The organism is Archangium lansingense (assembly GCF_026626635.1).
In the GTDB taxonomy this organism is placed as follows: Bacteria; Myxococcota; Myxococcia; order Myxococcales; family Myxococcaceae; genus Archangium; species Archangium lansingense.
In genome coordinates, this window is the sequence record NZ_JAPNKA010000001.1 from 7805540 (window position 1) to 7827989 (window position 22450).

Genomic DNA, 22450 nt, shown 5'->3' on the forward strand with positions numbered 1-22450 from the left:
GAGCGCCGCACTGCCGGCCCTGCCCCGCTCCCCCGTGGACCGGGCGGCCGGCCGTCCAGCGCTCCTCACTGAGCCTGCCGTACGGGATCAATCACGTCGCGGGGAGGCGGAGCAGGAATGTCGCGGAGGAATGCCTCCATGGACGGGGGAATCTCCGCGCCGATGAGCGTCAGATAGCGGTGGATGAGGCGCACACGGGCTTGCTCGAAAGCCTCGCCCCTGTCCGGCACGCGCCAGGGGGCGGGGACAACCTCACGCGCCACCTCCATCGCGAACGCTCGATCTCCCTTGTCGCTCACGAGCTTCAGCCACTCGTAGTCCTGGATGCCCTGGCGGATGAGCTTGAGCCGCATGGAGGGCAGCGGCACCTCCGTGGTCCCTCCGACCATGGGCACCGTCCCAGGATAGATGAGCGTCCCATCTCCATTGCCTCCGAAGGCGTTCTGGTCCGTCCACGCGGTGGAGAGCTTCATCGCCACCTCGTAGTAGTGCTCGCCCGTCGCGCCCTCCAGGAAGGCCACCCATTGCATCCCACGAGCCTTCGCGGCCGGACGGTCCACCATGTACGAGGGCCAGCCCTGCCCCGGCAGGTTCTCCGGCGTGGGTCCGCCGCAGCCGTGGGACATGCAGCTCTGGTACAGCCACAGCTCCCGGTTCGGCAGACGAAGGAACGCCTCGCTCCTCGCGAGCCGATCCTCCGCGGACAGCGACCGCGGGGTGTGCGGTTTGTAGAGGAAGTTCACCATCACCGCCGCGATGTCGATGATGTCGGTCATCTGCTGCCACTCGAGCTCGGTGAGCGAGGTGATGGTGACCATCGTGCGCATTTCCGGTGCTGTCTGCTTCGACAGCGTGGCGTGGGCGCGCGCCTCTTCGAAGGTGAGGCCCCAGGGAGGCTCGTCCCCCACGAAGTTGAAGGTGAGTGGCAGCCAGCCGCGCGCTCCCGCCTGGGCACTGAAGTCCGAGAGGCTCTCGGGTGTGAGCGGCCCCGAGTACAGCACTCCCGTCATCCGAGCTCCGGGCAGACGCAGCGGCTCCGTCCCCGCGAGGAACGGCGCCCACCCAGCGTCGAAGGAGGACCAGTCCAGCACGTTGTGGGGCTCGAAGCGGCTGGTGAACGTGAGGCGGTGCTCGAGCCCCAACTTCTGCAGGTATGACAGCAGCCGCAACAGGTCCTCTCGCGCGCACTCCCGCTGGCCAGTGAAGGCCTGGCACACGGCGGGCGTCCACACGAGGAAGTTCGTTCGCAGCGACGGCGTGCTCGGCATCACCCAGTCCACCACGGTGAGGGACACGTCCACCCGCGCGAAATAACCGCCCCCCACCACCTCGACCGTGCCGTGGTACTCACCCGGGGGCGCGTCCATGGGGACGAGCACGTCCACCCAGAGCGCCCGCGACTCCCGCGCGGGCACGTCCATCGGGAAGGCCTGGCGGTGCTCGCCCACCGTCTCGTCAACGTCCGGAACCAACCCGTCCGGCCACTCCCCCACCTCCGTGTACGGCGTGGTCGGCTTGGTGATGGACAGCAGGGTCTCCCGGTAGAGCACGAGGTTCTTCCCCTCGATGCGGCTGGGGCCTTCCAACGCGGGCAGGCTCGCCCTCACCCCACTCCACCCCGTCTCGCCACCGTATAGCCCCACCTGGAAGGAGACGAACTCGTTGCGCGCGGCGAATAGCTGCACGCGCGGGCTGGACCCCGGTGCGGTGTTCGGCCGCACCTTCTCCATCGCGCTCACTCCCCATGCGGACGGGTTGAGGCTCGCCTGGACGGGTCCTCCCAAAACCAGCGCCAGCACGCCAAGAACACATCTGAGGGCTCTCATGGTGTGTTCACCATGGGAATGAAACCCATCCCTGTCGTCCTGCCCATAGGTGCCGGGTGAACAGAGGGAGCTTGCACTTCCAGGAGCGGCATGGTGGGAATCCAGGCAGGAGAGCCCACGCATGGACGCCGCCGCCGACGAACTGCTTCGCCTCGCCTTCGACCGCGCTCCCGCCCTGGACGCCAACCAGGCCATCGCGCGAACCCGTGCCCAAGAGGGCGATGAGCTCTCGGGCGCTACCAGCTACGAGCTCGTCCTCCCCGCCGAGAACGTCCGCTCCTTCCTCCTCGACAACACGCTGCCGCGCCTCGTGGACTACCTCGAGTCGAGCGGCGCGAAGCTCCCCCACTGCGGCGGCGTCTTTCTCTCCGTGTTCTCCGGGGACACGCTCCACTTCCTGCACGCCAAGGACGTCGTGGAGCTGCTCTCCCGCTGGAGCGGCCTGTCCATGGCCGAGCTCAAGACGCGCTACGGGCCCAAGTAAGCCTTCAGCCAGGCAAGCATTCCCGTCCTCCGGGGCGCGCGCGGCGTGTTATCCCTCCCAAAGCCATGACCCCCTCCGAGCGCCTCTACTTCAGCGATCCCTTCCTCTTCCGGTTCACCGGACGCGTCCTCGCGCATGGCACGTGGAACGGCTCCCCTTCCGTCGTGCTCGACCGCACCGCCTTCTATCCCGAGGCCGGTGGCCAGATGGCCGACCGGGGCGTGCTCGGCGGCAGGGCCATCCGCGATGTGCAGGTAGATGACGCAGGCGTCGTCCACCATGTGCTGGAGCTGCCCGAGGACACAGGGCTCCCCGATGTCGGCGCCGAGCTGTCTGGGGAGATCGACCGCATCCGCCGCCGCGTGCACATGGCCCTGCACACTGGCCAGCACATGCTCTCGCGCGCACTGGTGGACGTGGCCAATGCCCACACCGTGTCCTCGCGCCTGGGCGAGACGCTGTGCACCATCGACGTGGACCTCGACGTGCTCGACGAGCGCCGCGTCGCCGAGGCTGAGGACCTGGTCAACTCCATCATCGACGACGACATCATCATCCGCGCCTTCTTCCCCACGCCCGAAGAGCTGGCCGCCCTTCCGCTGCGCCGAGCCCCCAAGGTGACGGACAACATCCGCGTGGTGCAGATCGGCGAGTTCGACGTGTCGCCTTGTGGAGGCACCCACTGCACGCGCTCGGCACAGGTAGGGATGATCCGAGTGCTCGGCGTGGAGCGCTACAAGGGCAAGGGCCGCGTCAGCTTCTCCGCGGGCCGCCGCGCCCGGAGCGAGCTGTGGGAGGAGGCCGGCATCCTGCGCTCGCTCGGCAGGACCTTCACATGCGGGCCGATGGATGTGCCCGCCTCCGTGGACAAGCTGCGACGAGACCTGACCGAGGTCCGTGAGGCGCTCGGCGCTGCCCGGGCAAAGCTCGCTGAGTCCACCGCCGCCGAGCTCGCTGCCCAGTTGGAGCAATCTCCGGACAAGCGCGTGGTGGCCGTGCTCGACGGCGCTACGCCCGAGTACCTGCGCTCCGTCGCCACCCGCCTCACCAGCCGGCCCGAAGCCGTGGTGTTGCTCGCGGGCCGTACCCCCGAGGGGCTATCGGTGCTGATCACCCGAGGCACGGGCTCCAGCTTCGGGTGCGGTGCCTTCCTCAAGCGCGCCGCCGAGGCTGCCGGAGGTCGTGGCGGTGGCCGTCCCGAGCACGCCGAGGGCCGCCTGCCGCCCACCACGGATTGGCCAGCCATCGTCGCCTCGCTGCTCGGCTGAGACGTCCAGGGCCGGTGCCTCACAAGGGGGCTGGCCCGTTCCTCACGGCCGCACGTCCTTGCGCGCCAGCACGTCCCTCGCGGCGAGCTCCACCGCCCGGCACCGCAGGACGGTCTTCCCTTCTGCGTCACCGCGCACCAGCCCCGCGAAATACAAGCGGACCTCTGGGTGCTCAGTGCGGTGCTCCAGCGGCCCAAGCGCTGCCACTGGACGCCCCGCGAGCAGATCCTCCAGCACGAAGCGGCAGCTGCGTTTCCCCACGTAGCCGTGGCGTTCGTCCTCGAGCAGCCGCTCCTGGAGCGCGCCTCGCACCGATGGGCTGCGTGCCAGTCTCGCCGTCACTGAATCTCGATCGAGCGCTCCTGCGCCAAGCAGGACCTCCTTGAGCAGGCCCAGGTGCCCACCCGTGGCCTCGTGGACCGCCCCGGCCCACTGCTTCCCATTCAGGCCCGCTCCGTCGAGCAGCTGGCGCACCTCGTCCACCGTGAAGTCGGGCACCTCGCGGCGAGGCGCGTCCTTGTACACGGAGGACTCCGGCGCATTGTGCAGCAGCCACGCGGACCGCTCCCCTCCGGCTACCAGCAGGTGGAACGCCACCTTCGAGGGCTCCTCCATCAACCTCTGCAAGTGTTTGCCGAGCGTGTCCAGGTGCCCCAACGGCCCCCACTCGTAGCGCAGGACGAGCAGGTGCTCGCGCCCGAAGGCCTCGGCCCGCTTGCGCAGGTGCTTCACCAGGGCATCGAAGCTCGTGAGGTTCGCACCTGCCACAATGGCGCGGCAGTAATCGGCCTCCGTGCAGTCCGGCAGGTTCGGTGGCTCCAGCCGAGCGACCCGCTCCCCGTACGGCATCGCCACACGGTGCGCGATGGACCTCGCACCTCCCTCCTCGGGCGTGAGCAGCACCAGCCGGTGCTGGCTCTGGAGGATACGCGTGTACTCCTGCTCCAGCGCCACACGGGGAACGTGCGGCGGCTCCAGCGGAATGGGAGGCGGAGACTGGGGCACGGGAGTCGGGGCAGCCGGCGCAGTCGAGGCATCCTCGGCGGAGAAAGACTCGAGCACAGATGCACCCGGAATGGGCATGGATGACCGGAATGAATTCGTCGATGCTGCTCCGGCCGAAGCGGGCATGGGAACACGGTGCGCATCCGGCACCGGGGGAGCACCGAAGGCCGCTCGTGACAGGGCGTTCAGGCAGGCCGCCAACGGAGGACCGTGATCCTCGTACTCGATGAGCTGGATGTTGTACCGGGGCCACAGCACGCCGCGCTCGATGCTCCCCTTCTTCATCAACGCGAAGCTCGGCACCTGCCGCCCCTTCGTGATTCCCAGCACATGCTCGATCTGCTTGAGCACGTAGGCATCACTGAAGCTGAAGCCCACGTAGAGGAAGGGCTTCGAGCGGATCCACTCGCGCAGCCGCACCAACGCATGCGTGTAGTGCGAGTAACGCCCCTCCTGCTGAGTCCCATCCCCGTAGAGCCGCGAGTAGTCGGCCCCACCGAGGATGAGCGTCGAGAGGCGGTGGATGGTTCCGTGGAGATACCAGAGCCTCGGCGCGACCGGTGAGGCCTCGGCATCCATCAGGTTCAGCTCGTCCTCCTGATCATTGGAGATGGGCTCCGCTCCCTCCCGGCCCCACAGCAGGACGTCATCGTAGTTGGTCGTGAGCATCACCTCGGGCCGCAGGGCCCAGAGCGCCCGGACCACGGAGAGATCCGCGTCGGCCGGCTGGCTCACGCGCAGCGCCTCGCGCAGGAAGCGGTTGAAGCGGAAGGCCCCCAGCTCCTTGAAGCCAAGTTCCGCCGCCGTGAGGAAGTCGCCCCCAGCGATGCGCTGCCGCACCTCGGCGACCACCGTCTCCGGCAGTGACTCCTGCGCCAGTCGGTCGGCGAGTGCCTCGAGCAGCTGTTTCCACGAGGGAAACAGCCCCCGCTTCACTCCCATACTCACGCCCGCTCCCACGAAGGGAACGACCTGGTTCCTGCGCACCGCCTCGACCAGCTCTCTCGGAAGGTTCATAGCCCCCTCGGACTCCTCCCGAATCATAACGAGAGAAGGCAGCCAGCATGAGAGGCTCACTTGAAAGAAGCCGTTATGCGCATCACCTGAACTCGACGGGTCCTTGGCAGGTCAAGGAGCGGACTGCAAGCTCTGGCGTCCACTCGACACCGGGACGCTCTCACTCATGCCTGCTCTCACCCAGGAATTCCTCAACGATTTCGCGCACCGCTACGCCGCTGCGTGGACGAAGAAGCAGTCTGCATCGAACCCGCTCCAGCCCCTCATCACCGAGGACGTGCACTGGGCGGACCCCATGCTGCCGCAGCCTGGCAAGGGGAGCTCCACGGCCATGATGCTGCTCGATGGTTCCTTCACCGCCTTCCCGGATCTGACTTGCAAGGTGATGGATCCCCCCTATCTGAACCCAGATGGGAATTCGGTGATGTTCCACTGGCAGCTGTCCGGAACGATGTTGGGCCCGTTGCCGAATGGTGCGCAGCCGACCGGTAAGCCCATGTCCATCCGAGGCGTGGACCGTTGGGAGTTCCGCGACGGCCGCATCTGCCACTACCAGGCCTTCTACGATCTGTCCGAGCTGCTGCGGCAGGTGGGCCTGAGCCCACCGGCGTAACCGACGGTTGTGGGGCGCCCAACGCTGGGCGTCTCGGCACCTGAGAATCCCCACCTGCCCCGTTCACTGCCGGGCGTTGGCCGAGAGGGGGCTCGGGCAGGCGGGAGATCAACCTGTCACGATCTCCCGCATGATTCCCCTGACGGACACGCGCGGCTCCGCGCCGCCGCGGCTCGAGCACCTTCTCGAGGTCGTCACGGACGGAGTGCTCGCACTCGACGTCCAGGGGCGGCCCACCTACGTCAACACCCGTGCCGAGCGGCTCCTGGGGCGCACCCGGAACGAGCTCCTCGGCCGCCGGTTGTGGACGGTGCTGCCAGAGTTGGAAGAGGCAGAGCTCGGCCGGGCCTGTCACCGTGCCCTCGCAGAGGGTGTACCCACCACGGTGGAGGAGTACCTCGCATCCCTCGGAGCCTGGCTGGAATCCCAAGTGTTCCCCACCGGTGAGGGGCTGCTCGTCCTGCTCCGGGACGTAACGGAGCTCAAGCATCTGGTGCGCTCGCGCTGGAGGGCGGAGCGATTGGCGGAGGAGCTGAGCCGTAGCGAGGCGCGCTTCCGCTCGCTGGTGGTGGCCACCTCCACCATCCTCTGGACCACGGACGCCACGGGCAACATCCAGGAGGACTCGCCCACCTGGTGTGACTTCACCGGCCAGTCCTACGACAAGTGGCGCAGCGGTATCGGGTGGCAGGAGGCCATCCACCCCGAGGACCGGGCCCGGGTGTCGGCAGCGTGGAAGCGCGCCTTCGCCGCCCGCGGTCTCTACGAGGTGGAGTACCGCCTGCGCCGCGCGGATGGGGCCTACACCCCGGTGGTGTCGCGCGGTGTCCCCGTGCTGGAGCTGGATGGCTCCGTGCGCGAGTGGGTGGGCTCCATCACCGACATCACCGCGCAGCGGCGCGCCCGCCAGGCACTGGAGATCATCTCCGAGGCGAGCTCCGCGCTCTCCTCCACGTTGGATCTGCGCCAGGCGCTGGAGCGACTCACCCGGAGCCTGGTGCCGCGCTTTGCCGGGTGGTGCGGCCTCTACCTCCGCCAAGGCAAAGGCCCCCTGGAGCGGGTGGCCTTCACCGACGTGGATCCCATCCGCGCCCTGCGGCTGCGCAAGGCGGGTCGGCTGCTGGAGGGTCCGTACGCCATCCCCACCGAGGTGCTGGAAAGTGGCCGTCCCGAGCCGATTCCTCTGCTCACCGAGGAAGTCCTCACCTCGGAGACGGACGAGGCGCGACGGGAGCTGCGGCGCGCCTTCATGGGGATGAAGGGGGTGGCGGTGCCCATTGCCCTGGATGGACGCAAGCTGGGCGTCCTCGTCCTGGCCCTGGGCGACGAGTACCGCGCCTACGATGCGGACGACGTCCGGGTGGCCGAGGAGCTGGCGCACCGGGCCGCCATTACCGTGGAGCACGCTCGCCTCTTCGAGCTGGCGCGCCAGGAGCGCGATCGAGCCGAGGAGGCCAACCGCGCCAAGGACGACTTTCTCGCCACCGTCTCGCACGAGCTGCGCACGCCGCTCACAGCCATCCTCGGGTGGGCCAGCATCCTGCGCACCGGCACGCTCACCCCGGACAAACAGGCCCGCGCCCTGGAGACGGTGGAGCGCAGCGCCCGGGCCCAAGCGCAGATCGTCGATGATCTGCTGGACATCTCGCGCATCGTCGCCGGGAGGATGCGCTTGGAGATGCAGCCAGTGCAGCTCGTCCCCGTGGTGGAGGCGGCGTTGGACGCGGTGCGCCCAGCGGCGGCAGCCCGGAACATCCGCCTCGAATCTCAACTGGCAGCTGGCTCGGGCCCTGTGCAGGGAGACGCCCAGCGGCTGCAGCAGGTGGCGTGGAACCTCCTCACCAACGCCATCAAGTTCACACCCGAGGGAGGCCGGGTGGCGGTCCGGCTGCAGCGCCTGGAGGAGCACGTAGAGCTGCAAGTGTCGGACTCGGGCAAGGGCATCGAGCCCTCCTTCCTCCCCCACGTCTTCGAGCGCTTCCGGCAGGCCGACGGCAGCGCCACCCGCCGCTACGGAGGCCTGGGACTGGGACTGGCCATCGTGCGTCACCTGGTGGAGCTGCACGGTGGCACCATCCAGGCCCACAGCGAGGGCGAGGGCCGTGGCGCCTCCTTCTCCGTGCGGCTGCCGCTGGCCGCGACGCGCACCTCGGAGGGCTCGTCCACGAGGGACACTCCAGGGCTCCCGGATCCATCGCTGTCCGCGTATCTGCCGGATCTCTCGGGCGTGCGCGTGTTGGTAGCAGATGACGAGCAAGGCACACGCGAGCTGCTCCGCGTGCTCCTGGAGGATCGCGGCGCGGTGGTGACCTCCGCCTCCAACTCAGCCGAGGCCCTCGAGCGTCTTAAACGCGAGCCACCGGATTTACTTGTCTCGGACATCGGCATGCCGGACGAGGATGGCTACACGCTCATCCGCCGGGTGCGCGCACTTCCTCCAGCCCAGGGAGGCCAGGTGCCCGCCGCCGCCCTCACCGCCTATACGCGGCTGGAGGATCGCACACGCGCCCTGAGCGCCGGATTCCAGGTTTACGTCCCTAAACCTGTCGATCCGATCGAGCTGGTGATGGCACTCGCCAACCTGATCAACCGCTTCGCAAGAAGCTGAGAGAAGCCCCACCACAAACAGCATCCTCATGTCCCGGGCCCCTTGGACGGCTTGTTGGGATTCCGACTATCATGCGACCTCCCGGTGCCTGGCTCGTTCAGTAGGTGATGTGGAGACCGGGAACCCCCCAGTTTCAAGATGGAGGCTGCATGCGTTTGAGGCAGACGTTGTGGGCCGGCTTGTTGCTCACCCCCCTCGCAAGCGGAAGTGCCCTGGCCGCGAGTCGAGGTAATTATGACGCCTTCCTGGCTCGCCAGGAGGAGAAGAGTCTTACTGCCAAGGAGGAGGCCCTCCATGCGCGCGGCCTGCGCGTCTCGCAGATGGAGGATCGGCTCGGCGTACCGAGCTTCGTGTGGAACACCCGCGCAAGCTCGAGCACGAACCAGGCCGTGAGCTCCAAGATGCTGGGAGCCCGCAAGCCGGAGCAGGCAGCCCGTGCGCACCTGCAGTCGGTGGCGGACCTGTACCGCCTGGGCAGCGAGGACGTGTCGGGCGCGGTGCTGAAGGGGATGCACCAGACCGGCCGTGGCCCCGTCATCGCCCGCTTCACCCAGCAGGTGGACGGCATCGAGGTCTTCCGCAACGAGGTGAAGGTCGTCATGGACCGCAACCTCGAGATGGTGGCCGTCTCCGGCTATCTGGCGCCCGCGCAGTCGGCCCGCAAGGCCAGCCTCGGCGCCGCCAGCGCGTTCAAGCTCTCCGCCGATCAGGCCATCGCCATCGCCTTCCAGGACCAGACCGGCATCTCCATGCCGGCCCGCGGCTTCGTGTCCAACGGTCAGGTGAACGGGCCCTACTCGCACTACGTGCTGGACTCGAGCTCCGCCTCCGTCCTCACCCACTCCCTGGTGGTGCCCGCTCGCGCCAAGCGCATCTACTACACGATGCCGGACGGCCTGGAGCCGGCCTGGTACGTGGAGGTGAACACCGGCCTCAAGAACACCACGGGCTCGGACTACCACTCCTTCGTGGTGTCGGCGGTGAATGGCGCGCTGCTGATGCGCAACAACCTGTCCGCGCACGCCGGAACCACCAGCTACCGCTACAAGGTCTGGGCAGACACGACGGCGCCCTACACCCCGTATGACGGCCCGCACGGCAACGACACCACGCCCTACGCGTCCGGCACTCCGGACGGCGTGGACGTGCGGCTCGACCTGCCGCCCAACTACGTCACCCTCTCCAGCCTCCCCGGCAATGATCCGTGGCTGCCGGCGGGCGCCACCGAGACGGTGGGCAACAACGTGGACGCCTATGCCGACCTGTCGACGCCGGACGGCTTCCAGCCCGGGAGCAACGACCTGCGCGCGGCCGTCAACGGCGAGGCGGCCACTCCGGGCTTCGACTACCTCTACGATCTGTCCAAGGCGCCCAACTTCGACATCACCCAGCGCCAGGCGGCGGTGACGAACCTCTTCTACGTCACCAACTGGCTGCACGACTCGTTCTACGCCGCCGGCTTCGACGAGGCGTCCGGCAACGCGCAGGCGAGCAACTTCGGCCGCGGCGGTGTCGAGGGCGACCGGATGCGCGCCGAGGCCCAGGACTACGACAGCACCAACAACGCGAACATGTTCACGCCCGCGGACGGCGCGCCGCCGCGGATGCAAATGTACGTGTTCAGCCCGGTCTCGCGCTTCACCCTGGATGTCAACACCCCCACGGGACTGACCGTCACGCCCGGGCCCGCCGACTTCGGCGACCAGGACTTTGACCTCACCAATGACGTGGTGGTGGCGCTCCAGGGGACCGCGACCACGGGTTGCGGCACGACGCCCTTCACCAACGCGGCGGAGCTCTCCGGGAAGATCGCCCTCATCGACCGCGGCATCTGCGCCTTCACCGAGAAGGCGAAGAACGCACAGAACGCGGGCGCCGCGGCGGTGATCCTCGCCAACAACCAGCCCGGCGGTATCGCCCCCTCGGGTACGGACGCCTCCATCACCATCCCGGTGGTGGCCATCCGGCAGGCCGATGGCAACGCCTTCAAGGAGGCGCTCAAGGCGGGCCCCGTCAACGTGCGCATGGTGAAGCTCAAGCCCACCGAAGCCCGCGACGGCACGTTGGACAACGCCATCGTCGCCCACGAGTGGGGTCACTACATCAGCAACCGCCTCATCGGTGACGGCAACGGCCTGAACAACTACCAGGGCGGCGCCATGGGCGAGGGCTGGGGAGACTTCCACGCCCTGATGATGCAGGTGCGCGAGGCGGACCGGAACGTTGCTGGCAACAACCAGTTCCAGGGCGTCTACAGCATGTCTGCCTACGTCACCAGCGGCCCCGGCGTACCCGGTGCCTACTACGGCATCCGCCGCGTCCCGTACTCCACCTCGTTCAGCAAGAACGCTCTCACCTTCAAGCACATCGCCAACGGCAATCCGCTGCCGGACACGCACCCCTTGTCGTTCGGCCACGAAGGCCGGGCCAACTCGGAGGTCCACAACGGTGGCGAGGTGTGGGCCGCCATGTTGTGGGACTGCTACGTCTCGCTCCTCAACGCCCATCCCTTCCAGGTGGCGGAGGATCGGATGAAGCAGTACCTGGTGGCCGCCTACAAGGCCACCCCGTCGAGCCCCACCTACATCGAGGCGCGTGATGCGCTGTTGTCGGTGACCAAGGCCTCGGATCCGGCGGACTACCAGCGCTTCGCGGCGGCCTTCGCCCGGCGCGGCATGGGCTTCGGTGCCAAGGCGCCGGACCGCGACTCCCAGGACTTCGTTGGCCTCGTGGAGAGCTACCAGGCCGGCAACAACCTGGAGGTGGTGAGCATCAAGCTCGACGACACCATCACCGGGTGTGACCAGGACGGCGTGCTCGACGTGGGCGAGAAGGGCTACCTCACCGTCACCGTGCGCAACGTGGGCGAGGGCGCCCTCGCCAGCTTCAACGCCACGGTCGCCGCTTCCGGCGCCAGCGCCAACCTCGCGTTCACCTCGGGCAACGTGCTCAACTTCTCGAGCCTGGCGCCCATGCAGACGGCGACGCGGAAGCTCCCGATCGAGCTGCTGCAGACCACGGGTGCCGAGCCCCGCGCGGGCCTCACCCTGACGTTCGACGAGCCCTCGCTGCCCACCGCTGTGACGACGGCGTCCTTCAACGGCCGCGTCAACACCGACGAGTCCGCGGGCACCAGCGACACGGACACGGTGGAGGCCCAGACGACCTCCTGGACCTCGTCCGTCATCGGCAACGGCCCGAGCCAGCCCTGGCAGCGAGTGGAGGCGAACGGCAACCGCTTCTGGCACGGGCGGAATCTGCCCTTCACCGGCGACGTCACCCTCACCTCGCCCTGGGTGGAGGCGCGCGCCGATGCCGACTTCATCTTCCGCTACAAGTACCGTCACTCCTTCGAGACCGACAACGGCGGCGGCGAGCCCTTCTTCGACGGCGCCATCGTGGAGTTCACCACTGACGGTCTCGAGTGGCACAACGTCTTCGACTCCGGCGTGGACCCGGGCTACACCAACTTCATCGGCGATGGCAGCTTCTCCAACCCGCTCGATGGACAGCCTGGCTACGCCGGCCTGAGCGCGGACTTCCCTGATTTCGAGACGGCGGAGCTCGACTTCGGCACCCAGTTCGCGGGCAAGCACGTGCAGTTCCGCTTCCGGCTCGGCTCCGATCCGGGCGCGGGCGCGCATGGCCTGGACGTGGATGACCTGCAGTTCTCCGGAATCGATCCCAGTCAGCTGCCCTTCGGTGGCACCCTCCGTGAGGCCTTCGAGGGTCCCGCGGGCGATCCCTCGGCTCCCGCCTGCAACCGCCGCCCGGTGGCCAACGCTGGCAAGACGCCGCAGACCGTGGCCAACTTCAGAGTGGATGCCAGCGGCACCGTCAAGACCTACAACACGGTGAAGCTCGACGGCAGTGGCAGCTTCGACTCGGATGGCGAGGCGCTCACCTACACGTGGACCCAGCTGTCTGGCCCTCCCGTGACCCTCACGGACGCCAACACGGCCCGTCCCACCTTCACGCCCCGCGTGGAGAACAACGCGACGTTCGTCTTCCAGCTCGTGGTCAGCGACTCGAAGGAGAGCAGCCTCCCCGTCAACGCCACCGCCTACGTGCTCACGGATCATGACCCCGTGGCGAATGCGGGCGCGGACAACCGCGTTCCCAGCCGCGGCGTCGTCACGCTCTCCGGCTCGGTGGTGGATCCGGATGGAGACCCCGTGACCTTCGTCCAGTGGGTGCAGGAGGATGGCCCGGCGGTGACGCTGAAGGATGATGGCGCGCTCACGACGACCTTCACCGCACCGGACGTGAAGGAGGACACGGAGCTGGTGTTCACCCTCTATGCCGCGACCGCAAGCCTGACCATCGGCACCGAACTGCTGGTCTGGGACACCGTCAAGCTGACCGTGCACAAGTCCAACCGCCACCCCGTGGTCAAGGGCCCCAACGACATGACGGTGGCCGAGCGGACCGCCATCTCGCTCGACGCCGAGGGCACGGATGCCGACGAGGATGTGCTCAGCTACACCTGGGTGCAGACCGGCGGCACGATCGTGCAGCTCTCTGGTGCCGACACCGCCAAGCTGAGCTTCACCACACCCGAGGTGAAGGGTGACACCCTGATGACCTTCCGCCTCCTGGCGAAGGACTCGAATGGCGACGAGAGCGAGGCCGTCACCGTCAACCTGACGGTGACGAACGCCAACCGCGGTCCCACGGCGCTGGCCCGGAAGATCTCCGGCGGCTCCGTCGCGGGTGACAACGTCACGCTCGACGGCTCCGGCTCCACGGATCCGGACGGTGACGCGCTCACCTACCAGTGGACGCAGGTGTCCGGCCCGTCCGTCACGCTCTCCCCTGCGGACGGCTCGTACACCAACTTCGTGTCTCCGAAGGCGAAGGACGGCGCCACGCTCGTCTTCGAGCTGACCGTGTCCGACGGCACGGAGTCCGCGAAGCACCAGGTGACGGTGGAGGTGCCGAAGGAGGCCGGGGGCTGCTCCAGCACGGGCTCCGGCCAGAGCTCGATGGTGTCGATGCTGCTGATCGGCGCCGGCCTGCTCTTCTCGCGCCGCCGCTCCCTCGGCCGCGGGTAGTCTGACCGCGGGCCCAAGGCCCTGTTGACCGAGGGGTGGCCTCCGGGCCACCCCTCTTCTTTTCTACCCCACCCGCGCGAGGGACAGCCGCCCCTCCCAGCGCTCCTCGAGGGCCTTCACCAGCCCCTGGTGCTCGGGGGCGGCGAGCTTCGGGTCGCTCGCGAGAATCCGCCGCGCCTCCTGCTGGGCCAGGGACAGCAGATCTCCATCCCGCGCGAGGTTGGCCACCGCCAGCTCCGGCAGGCCGCTCTGCCGCGTGCCGAGGAACTCACCGGGGCCGCGGATCTCCAGGTCCTTCTCCGCGATGACGAAGCCGTCGCTGCTGTGCTCCATCACCCCGAGCCGCTCCGAGGAGTCCATGGAGGAGCGCGCCAGGTTGGCCACCAGGTAGCAGTAGCTCACCGCCGCCCCGCGTCCCACCCGGCCGCGGAGCTGGTGAAGCTGCGACAGGCCGAAGCGCTCCGCGGACTCGATGACCATCACCGACGCGTTGGGCACGTCCACGCCCACCTCCACCACCGTGGTGCACACGAGCACCTGGATGCTGCCGGCCCGGAAGGCGTCCATCACCAGGTCCTTCTCCTCGGGCTTCATCCGCCCGTGGAGCAACCCCACCTCCACACCGGGGAACACCTGCCGCAGCTTGTCCGCCCCGCGCGTCGCGTCCTCCAGGTCCAGCTTCTCCGACTCCTCCACCAGCGGATACACCACGTAGGCCTGGTGGCCCTTCTGCACCTCGGACGCCACCGCCTCGTACACCCGGGCCTTCTGCTTGTCGTTGAAGACGCGCGTCTTCACCGGCGTGCGCCCCGGCGGCAGCTCGTCGATGATGGACACGTCCAGGTCCCCGTACAGCGTCATCGCCAGCGTGCGAGGAATGGGCGTCGCCGTCATCACCAGCACGTCCGGCGACACGCCCTTGCTCATCAGCGTGTGCCGCTGCAGCACGCCAAAGCGGTGCTGCTCGTCGATCACCACGAAGCCCAGCTTCTGGAAGCCCACGTCCTGCTGGATGAGCGCGTGCGTGCCTACCGCCAGGTGGATCTCCCCTTGCGCCACCGCCTCGCGCACCTCGCGCTTGCGCTTCGCCGTCCCCGCCGCGCTCAAGAGCCCCACCTTGTAGCCCAGTGGCTCCAGCAGCTTGCGGAACGTGCGCTCGTGCTGCTCGGCGAGGATCTCCGTGGGCGCCATCACCGCCACCTGGTAGCCGTCCTGCAGCGCCACCAGCGACGCCACCACCGCCACCGCCGTCTTCCCCGAGCCCACGTCGCCCTGCACCAGCCGGTTCATCGGCTCGGCCCCGCCCATGTCCTGGGCTACCTCTCCGATGACCTTCTTCTGCGCCCCCGTGAGCTGGAACGGCAGCGCCCCGCGCGCCTTCTCCAACCGTGGTGCCGACACGTCGAAGGTGATGCCCTTCTCCGTCTTCACCCCTTGCCGCTTCAGCCCCATGCCGAGCTGCAGGAAGAAGAGCTCATCGAACGCCAGCCGCCGGTGCGCCGGGCTCAGGTGCCGGTCCAGCATCTCGGGATCCGCGTCTCCCGCCGGGAAGTGGATGGCCTTCAAAGCCTCCGGCAGCGTCATCAGCTCCAGCTTCTTGCGCAGGCCCGCGGGCAGCGGCTCCTCCACATGGTTTGCGTAGGACTCGCTCACCACCGAGGCCAGCTCCCGGAACATGCGCTGGTCCCCCCGCTCGAACCCCGGATACACGGGGACGATGCGGTTGAAGTGCACCGAGGACACCTCGAGGTCCTCCGCCGGCTCGATCTCCGGGTGCGCTATCTCGCGCCCCGACAGCGACGCGCGCACCTCGCCGGACAGCACCAGCCGCTTGCCCACCGGGAAACGCTGCTTCAGCCACGGACCCGCATTGAAGTACGTGGCCGCGATACTTCCCGTGCGATCCGCCACCACCGCCCGGAAATAGCGCTTGCCCGTCCGGCCCGGCACGAAGTCCGCCAGCTTCACCACGCCCACCGTCACCCCGCGCTCCCCCGGCATCAGCTCGGCAATCGTCTGCAGCTTGCGCCGATCCTCGTAGCAGCGTGGCAGCAGGAAGAGGATGTCCCCCACCCGCTTCAGCCCCTTCTTGTTCAGCGCCGCCAGCAGCCTCGGGCCCAGCCGCTTGCCCATCGTCTTCAGCGGAATCGCCAGCGGCCCCGAGCGCGGTGCGATCGACAGCAGCTTCGCCTCCGCTCGGGACTCCTCCTGCCCCTTCGCTGCCTTCTTCTTCTTGCGCTTCGCGGCGGGCTTCTCCTCCGGAGCGGGAGGCGCGGGTGGAGGCGGAGGGACTACGGGCTTCGCAGGCTCTCGCGCGAGCATGGGGGCCGAGGACCGCGATCCTGGCGGCGGGGGCGCCGGGGCCTTTGATTTCCACTCGGGAACGAGCTCAGGGCGGACCTGCGCGCGGACCTGCGCACGACCCTCACCCCGTCCCTCTCCCAGAGGGAGAGGGGCTGGGTTCAACCCTCGGGCCTCGATACCCTCACCCCGTCCCTCTCCCGAAGGGCGAGGGGATGGGGGCACAGTGGGAGCTGGGGGGGCATCGGGCACTTCGGTGGCGACCTGGGCCAGCTCCTCGGGCAACGGCACCCCGCTCAGCTTCAGCCCCGCCACGACCCTCCTCAACGCCGCCTTGCGCCTCTCCGGCGCCGGATGGTCCACGTGCGGCAACGCCGCTCGCAGCTGCTTCAGCGCCTCGCCGTCCACCCCCGTCGCCCCTGCCAGCGCACGCTCCAATAGACTCCGCAGGTCCTTCACCGTCGACAGATGGGCGAAGTCACTCCGGCACGCGTAACGCAACGGTCCAACAAGGCTGGTAAGCGGGTGGTTCACAGGCAGGATCCGAGGCGACTCATCCTAAGGCGCGGCCTTCTCTCCGCCTACCAGAACGACACGGGGGAACGAGCTTGCGCCCGCTCCCCCGTCCGCCTGGCCTCAAGGCTGCTCTCAGCCCTCTGCCGGCGCCTCGTCCTGCGGGTCCTCGAAGCGGACCTCCTGGACCTCGTACTCGCGCGTGCCGCCCGGGCTCTGCACCGTGGCGATGTCGCCCACCTTCTTGCCAATCAGCGCCCGCGCCACCGGCGAAGTCACGGCGATCCACCGCTTCTTCAGGTCCGCCTCCAGCTCGCCCACCAGCCGGTAGGTGACCGTCTTGTCCGACTCTACGTCCAACAGATCCACCGTGGCGCCGAACACCACCTTCTCCCCGCCCAGCTTGCTCGGATCGATCACCTCGGCCCGCGCAATCCAGTCGTTCAGGTCCAGGATGCGCCCCTCGATGTGGGACTGCTTCTCCTTGGCCGCGTGATACTCGGCGTTCTCCCGCAGGTCCCCATGCGCGCGCGCCACCTCGATCTCCCGGGAGATCTTCCCGCGCTCGACAGTCTGAAGGTGCTTCAGCTCCGCCTTCAGCTTCCGCAGACCCGACGGGGTCATCGGAATGTTCCCGCTCCCACTCATCGACACGGCTCCTTCCCACGGCAACAGGTCAACGCTGAGGCCAGCCGCCGTCCTCCACACACGATGGCGGCGACCAAGCCGAAAGGGAAACTGTAAAGGACGTTTGACTGCCCGGTCAACGAAACCCGCCCGTCGCACCAGCGCCAACGCATCTTCCGCACGCCCGGCCCGCCGGACTTCTGGCATGCTGCCGCACCGTGCTGTCCATCCAGGAGCTGCGCGCGCTCGGCGCGTCACTGTCCATCGGGGCCTTCCGCCGTCAACTCGGCCCCTTCGTCCTCATCCAGCGCGCGCCTGGCCGGCCCTCGTCCGCCGCGCTCGAGCCCACCCGCGTGGCCTCCGCCGACGCCATCGAGCGCGGCATGCTCTCGCTCCTCTTCGAGTTCGAGGACCTGCTCATCACCACCCTCCCCCCGCTGGAGCGCGTGGAGGAGCTCAGCGTGGGCCGGCTGCCGGACTGTGACCTGTTTATCGACGACGGCTCCGTGTCCAAGCGCCACGCCGTGCTGCGCTGGAATGAGCCCCAGGGCCGCTGCACCGTGCACGACACCGGCTCCACCAACGGCACCTTCCTCAATGGCAGTTCGCTCAGCACCCGCGAGGCGACGCTCAAGGACGGGGACATCCTCAGCTTCGGCAATGTCCAGTTCTGGTACCTGGTGACGGACACGCTGCACGCCCGGCTGCACGGCCAGTCGCAGCAGACCAAGACGCCCTACCGAGGCGGTTAGCGCGAGGCCCTGCTCAGGGCATCCGGCCCGCGGCCGGGTTCTTACGCGCCGCGGAGAAGGCTCCACGCAGCGCGTCCACCACTCCCCCCACCTCTCCGGCGTACTGCACCGCGTGGATGGTGTAGAGGTCCTGCACTTCCTCCAGGCGGCGGTACACCTCCTTGAGGCTCACTCGCTCCCGGGACTCGAGTGCACACCGGGCCTCGGAGTCGCGCTTGCGCTGCATCCAGGTGGTGCGGAACGCCAGCCACTGCCTGTCCACCTCTCGCGCCGGCGAGATGCGCACCAGCTTCTCCCTCTCCGTCTCCAGCTGCGACCACAGCGCGTCCGCCGCGTCCAGGCACTCCCGGTAGGACAGCACCTGCTCTTCCGCTGGCTTCTTCGCTGGCGTCATCGCCAACACCGAGCGCGTCACTCCGTTGATGACCGCCAGGCAGAAGACTGTCACCACGGCGATGTACAGGCCGTAGGCAGCGGCTCGGAAGGGACGGTATCGGGGGTCTTTCCGGGGATCGGGCTCGGACACGGGGCCCGTCTTACGACCGCAGGCCTCTCCATGGCAACGCCCGGGTGCTTCACCCACGGGTTCGAAAACCGGGGCAGGTACTGCGGTGATGCTACGCGGCTCACCTGGAAGCCGGCCTACATCGACGTGGTGGGCGGCTCGTAATCGAACGTGATGGACTCGTGAAAGTGCTGGTAGAGCCAGCGCCCACCATGCTTGCGCAGGACGAAGGTGGCGCGAGAGGGCTGCACCAGCACCTCTCCCCCCGTCCTGGTCTTGTAGACCCAGGAGTAATTGCAGAAGACATAGGCGGTGTCTCCCCTCCGAGAGATCCGCACGTTGCTGACGTCTCCGCTGAGGATGATGAGGGTGTCCAGGAAGCTCTGATAGTAGGGGCGCAGCTCATCGAGCCCGACGAGGGGCTGGTCAAACTCATTGGCGACATAGGTCACTTCTTCGGAACCCCTGGTATCCCAGAGGCCCAGCAGCATCCCCATGTCCTCCTCGATGAACCCCTTCGCGTAGCCCTCGACAGCCCGGAGGATGGCGCGCTCATCGGACCTTCGCAGCTCCGCGGCGGCCCGAGTCGTCTCCGTGTCGCAGCAGGGCTCCGCCGCCTCACTGGAGCCCTGAATCCCAATCACAGCCACGAGAACAGCCAAGAATTGAATGGTCCGCATGATTCCCCCCAAGACATAAAATGACAGACAGTTTACAGTGGCGAGACCCTGAAGCTCCTGCCTTCGTGCCATCCGCGTCATTGCCTGGATGCGAATGCAAGCAATTGCCAGAAGGGTGCCACGGCTCTTCCCGGGCTCGGAGGAGGAGCTCTCGCGGTGGAATCGCTTGAAATAGCTGAGTATGTGAACGGCTTCACACGCCCCCGGAGGGAGGGTCAGTCCTCCCTGACGAGTCAATCCCCACCCAGACGCACGCGCTGAAAGCCAGGAGCTCCAGCGGCGGGAGATCGGCTCCGAGCCCCGCGCCATTCACCAGAGCACGTTCCATCAGGAGCGAAAGACTCTCGGCACGCGGCCTGATTCCGCGGCGCACTGCTGGAATCGACAGGAAGGTGAGCGGGGAGTGAAGAACCCGACACACGAGACTTGTGAGCAGGCCCAGCCCAGTGCAGCGGACGGCGCCAACGCGTGGCGCGTCACAGAAGACCCAGCCGGGACCCGCTCCCGTGCAGGGCAACCACCTTGCTCAGGGCATCCGGCCCGCGGCCGGGTTCTTACGCGCCGCGGAGAAGGCTCCACGCAGCGCGTCCACCACTCCCCCCACCTCTCCGGCGTACTGCACCGCGTGGATGGTGTAGAGGTCCTGCACTTCCTCCAGGCGGCGGTACACCTCCTTGAGGCTCACTCGCTCCTGGGACTCCAGGGCACACCGGGCCTCCGAGTCTCGCTTGCGCTGCATCCAGGTGGTACGGAACTCCAGCCACTGCCTGTCCACCTCTCGCGCCGGCGAGATGCGCACCAGCTTCTCCCTCTCCGTCTCCAGCTGCGACCACAGCGCGTCCGCCGCGTCCAGGCACTCCCGGTAGGACAGCACCTGCTCTTCCGCTGGCTTCTTCGCTGGCGTCATCGCCAACACCGAGCGCGTCACTCCGTTGATGACCGCCAGGCAGAAGACTGTCACCACGGCGATGTACAGGCCGTAGGCGGCGGCTCGGAAGGGACGGTATCGGGGGTCTTTCCGGGGATCGGGCTCGGACACGGGGCCCCGTCTTACGACCGCATGCGCCCCATGGCAACGCCCGGGTGCTTCACCTCCCTCCAACAGGTTCAAATCCCGTCGGGGACTCACAATCCGAGACCGGAAGCCAGTGAACTCTCAGCGGTTTCCGGCCTTGAGGCTCCTTCCCAGTCATCTAGAAGCCGTGACTACAGATTCCACCTCGTGCGACTGATCCGCCCCCATCATCGCCGGAGCCGCTCATGACCCTCGAAGACTGCCTCCCCCCGGACCTCAGGGGCCCCACCACCACGGTTACCCGGATCGCCGCGGGGCTCTCGGGCGCCGGCGTCTACCGCGTCGAGGCCGCCGGCAAGGCGTTCGTGCTGAAGGTCGCTGGGGAGAGCGAGAATCCCGCCGACTGGCGCCGCGGGTTCCATATCCAGCGCCTCGCCGCTGACGCCGGCCTGGCGCCTCGCATCGTCCACGTCGACGAGGCCCGGCGCGCTGTCCTCACCGCCTTCGTCGCCGACCGTTCGTTCCTGGCCTCCTACGCAAACCCGAGCACGCACGAGGCCGCGCTCGCGCAGCTCGGCCGCACAGTGCGCCGCCTGCATGAGCTCCCGCTCCCCGCTGACCTGCACCCGCTCCATCCACGCGAGTTCCTCGCCCAGACGTGGAGCGCCCTCCAGCCCGGCTTCACCCTCCCGGACTTCGCCCGCGACGCGATCCAGCGCGTGCTCGAGGAGGAGCCACCGGCCGACGGGCGCGCTCTGGTCCTCAGCCACAACGACATCAACCCCACCAACCTCGTCTACGACGGCGAGAACATCCTGCTCCTCGACTGGACGACCGCCGGGCCGAACCATCCCTTTTATGATCTCGCGGTGATCTCGGTCTTCCTGCGCATGGATGAGGGGACCTGCCGGAGGTTGCTCGCGGCCCACGACGGCGAGCCGGTGAACACACTCCCCGCTCGCTTCGCCTATTTCCGCCGGCTGGTGCCGGTACTCTGCGGCTCGACACTCCTGAACCTGGCCCGCCAGATGAAGCACGCAGGGGCCAGCGGTACGGAAACGCTCGCCTCCCAGCCCTCGCTCGCCGAGTTCTATCAGCGCCTGCAGACCGGCGCGGTGAACCTCGCCACGGCGGACGGCCAGTGGGCCTTCGGTCTCGCCCTCATCAAGGAGAGCTTCGCTCGTTGACCTCCCTACCACGTCGCCCAGTGTTGCTCGGTCAGCCACAGCGTGCCTTCGAAACGTCCGAAGGGCACTCGAGGCCCGTCTGGGAGTTGGGAGCGCCTGGGGCGCCGTCCACCGACGTGGAGGGACCGTCCACGGAAGTGGATGCACCGGAGGGACGAAGGAGGTGCGTGTCAGAGGAGAGTGCTCTTGGCAGGCGCCTTGCTCAGGGCCTGGTGAACCCCAACCAGGAGCTGACACATGACGACCCCCGTGTCCGGCAATCGTGCCGGTGAAACAACCCCTTCCCTGGACAATCTCGCCGGTACTCAGGGCGCTGCCCCGACTCCCCGAGCCACGTCGACGACCCGGACGGCAACCGCGCAGGAGGCCAACACCGTCACCCGGGCGCCCGCCGCTCCCCCGGGGGCCGATGCACCGCGCGAGTTCCCCACCGGGACGATGGACTACTACCGCAAGCGACACTTCGACTTCGTCGCGCGCAATCCCGGAATGCCGCCGCCGCCGTACTATCTCCAGTACGGAGAGAAGTACATCCAACGCTTCAAGGCACTGGGACCCGACCAACTGTCCCCTGAGGGCCTCGCGTGGCGCGACAGGGCCCTCAAGGAACTGCAGAACGCGATCGAGACGCTGCGCAAGAAGGAGCCTGGTGATTTCGCGACGCTCGAGCGCGATCCGGATGCGCTCGCGGAGTTCGCCTACGCCACGCATAGCACTGCCTACATGAAGGCAGGCCTCCTCGAGCTTCCCGTGCAGGACCTCAAGACCATCCTCCTCACGCCAGACCTCCAGGATCTGCTGAGCGTGGAGGGGATGAAGCAGATCATCAAAGTGGGCTGGGAGGTACGTCCCAAGGAGATGGAAGCCATTGTCACAGCGACCACTTCGGAAGTACTGCGTCGCGACATCCAGCCCAAGGTCGAGCAGCTCGATCGTGAGCTCAAGGCTCGCGTAGTGCAGGGCTGGATGCACAGCGGCTACTGACCTCGGAGACC

At 67.9% G+C, this 22450-nt stretch carries 15 protein-coding genes; 8 read left to right on the forward strand and 7 right to left on the reverse strand.

Annotation, left to right across the window (positions count from 1 at the left end; genetic code table 11):
* Positions 1–65: 65 nt before the first annotated feature.
* Positions 66–1826 (reverse strand): DUF4091 domain-containing protein, encoded by a 1761-nt coding sequence (locus OV287_RS31155; RefSeq protein WP_267537686.1) that lies wholly within the window; start codon positions 1824–1826, stop codon positions 66–68.
* A gap of 121 nt (positions 1827–1947) precedes the next feature.
* Here OV287_RS31155 and OV287_RS31160 point away from each other — a divergent pair, with 121 nt between their 5' ends.
* Both OV287_RS31160 and OV287_RS31165 read left to right on the forward strand, forming a co-directional pair.
* A complete protein-coding gene (locus OV287_RS31160; RefSeq protein WP_267537687.1) occupies positions 1948–2310 on the forward strand; it encodes an STAUR_1299 family protein in 363 nt (120 codons plus the stop codon).
* A 65-nt stretch (positions 2311–2375) separates the two neighbouring features.
* On the forward strand, positions 2376–3578 hold the full coding sequence (locus OV287_RS31165) for an alanyl-tRNA editing protein (protein ID WP_267537688.1): 1203 nt from the start codon (positions 2376–2378) through the stop codon (positions 3576–3578).
* A 42-nt stretch (positions 3579–3620) separates the two neighbouring features.
* Here the strand turns inward: OV287_RS31165 and OV287_RS31170 are convergent, their stop codons facing one another.
* Positions 3621–5600 carry an SIR2 family NAD-dependent protein deacylase gene (locus OV287_RS31170; protein WP_267537689.1) on the reverse strand — a complete coding sequence of 660 codons (1980 nt, stop codon included), beginning with the start codon at positions 5598–5600 and terminating at the stop codon, positions 3621–3623.
* Positions 5601–5766: 166 nt separating this feature from the next.
* Here OV287_RS31170 and OV287_RS31175 point away from each other — a divergent pair, with 166 nt between their 5' ends.
* The 3 genes from OV287_RS31175 to OV287_RS31185 all read left to right on the forward strand — a co-directional run bounded on the left by OV287_RS31175 (position 5767) and on the right by OV287_RS31185 (position 13875).
* Complete coding sequence (locus OV287_RS31175) at positions 5767–6213, forward strand: ester cyclase (protein WP_267537690.1); 447 nt, start codon at positions 5767–5769, stop codon at positions 6211–6213.
* 130 nt (positions 6214–6343) lie between these two features.
* A complete protein-coding gene (locus OV287_RS31180) occupies positions 6344–8821 on the forward strand; it encodes a hybrid sensor histidine kinase/response regulator (RefSeq protein ID WP_267537691.1) in 2478 nt (825 codons plus the stop codon).
* Between the two features lie 149 nt (positions 8822–8970).
* Positions 8971–13875: a myxosortase-dependent M36 family metallopeptidase gene (locus OV287_RS31185; protein WP_267537692.1), complete on the forward strand. Its 4905-nt coding sequence runs from the start codon at positions 8971–8973 to the stop codon at positions 13873–13875.
* Between the two features lie 63 nt (positions 13876–13938).
* Here the strand turns inward: OV287_RS31185 and recG are convergent, their stop codons facing one another.
* Together recG and greA are read right to left on the reverse strand one after the other, a co-directional pair.
* Positions 13939–16710: an ATP-dependent DNA helicase RecG gene (gene recG / locus OV287_RS31190; protein WP_267537693.1), complete on the reverse strand. Its 2772-nt coding sequence runs from the start codon at positions 16708–16710 to the stop codon at positions 13939–13941.
* A 114-nt stretch (positions 16711–16824) separates the two neighbouring features.
* Complete coding sequence (gene greA / locus OV287_RS31195) at positions 16825–17337, reverse strand: transcription elongation factor GreA (protein ID WP_267537694.1); 513 nt, start codon at positions 17335–17337, stop codon at positions 16825–16827.
* A gap of 197 nt (positions 17338–17534) precedes the next feature.
* Here greA and OV287_RS31200 point away from each other — a divergent pair, with 197 nt between their 5' ends.
* Entirely contained in the window at positions 17535–18068 is a 534-nt protein-coding gene (locus OV287_RS31200) for an FHA domain-containing protein (RefSeq protein ID WP_267537695.1), read from the forward strand.
* Between the two features lie 13 nt (positions 18069–18081).
* Here the strand turns inward: OV287_RS31200 and OV287_RS31205 are convergent, their stop codons facing one another.
* The 3 genes from OV287_RS31205 to OV287_RS31215 form a co-directional block, all read right to left on the reverse strand.
* Entirely contained in the window at positions 18082–18594 is a 513-nt protein-coding gene (locus tag OV287_RS31205; protein WP_267537696.1) for a hypothetical protein, read from the reverse strand.
* A 116-nt stretch (positions 18595–18710) separates the two neighbouring features.
* Positions 18711–19253 carry a YybH family protein gene (locus OV287_RS31210; RefSeq protein WP_267537697.1) on the reverse strand — a complete coding sequence of 181 codons (543 nt, stop codon included), beginning with the start codon at positions 19251–19253 and terminating at the stop codon, positions 18711–18713.
* 526 nt (positions 19254–19779) lie between these two features.
* Positions 19780–20292: a hypothetical protein gene (locus OV287_RS31215; RefSeq protein ID WP_267537698.1), complete on the reverse strand. Its 513-nt coding sequence runs from the start codon at positions 20290–20292 to the stop codon at positions 19780–19782.
* Positions 20293–20513: 221 nt separating this feature from the next.
* Between OV287_RS31215 and OV287_RS31220 the strand changes: the two genes are divergently transcribed.
* Both OV287_RS31220 and OV287_RS31225 read left to right on the forward strand, forming a co-directional pair.
* Positions 20514–21455, forward strand: coding sequence for a phosphotransferase (locus OV287_RS31220; protein ID WP_267537699.1), 942 nt, complete (start codon positions 20514–20516; stop codon positions 21453–21455).
* Positions 21456–21692: 237 nt separating this feature from the next.
* On the forward strand, positions 21693–22439 hold the full coding sequence (locus OV287_RS31225; protein WP_267537700.1) for a hypothetical protein: 747 nt from the start codon (positions 21693–21695) through the stop codon (positions 22437–22439).
* The last annotated feature ends 11 nt before the right edge of the window (positions 22440–22450 follow it).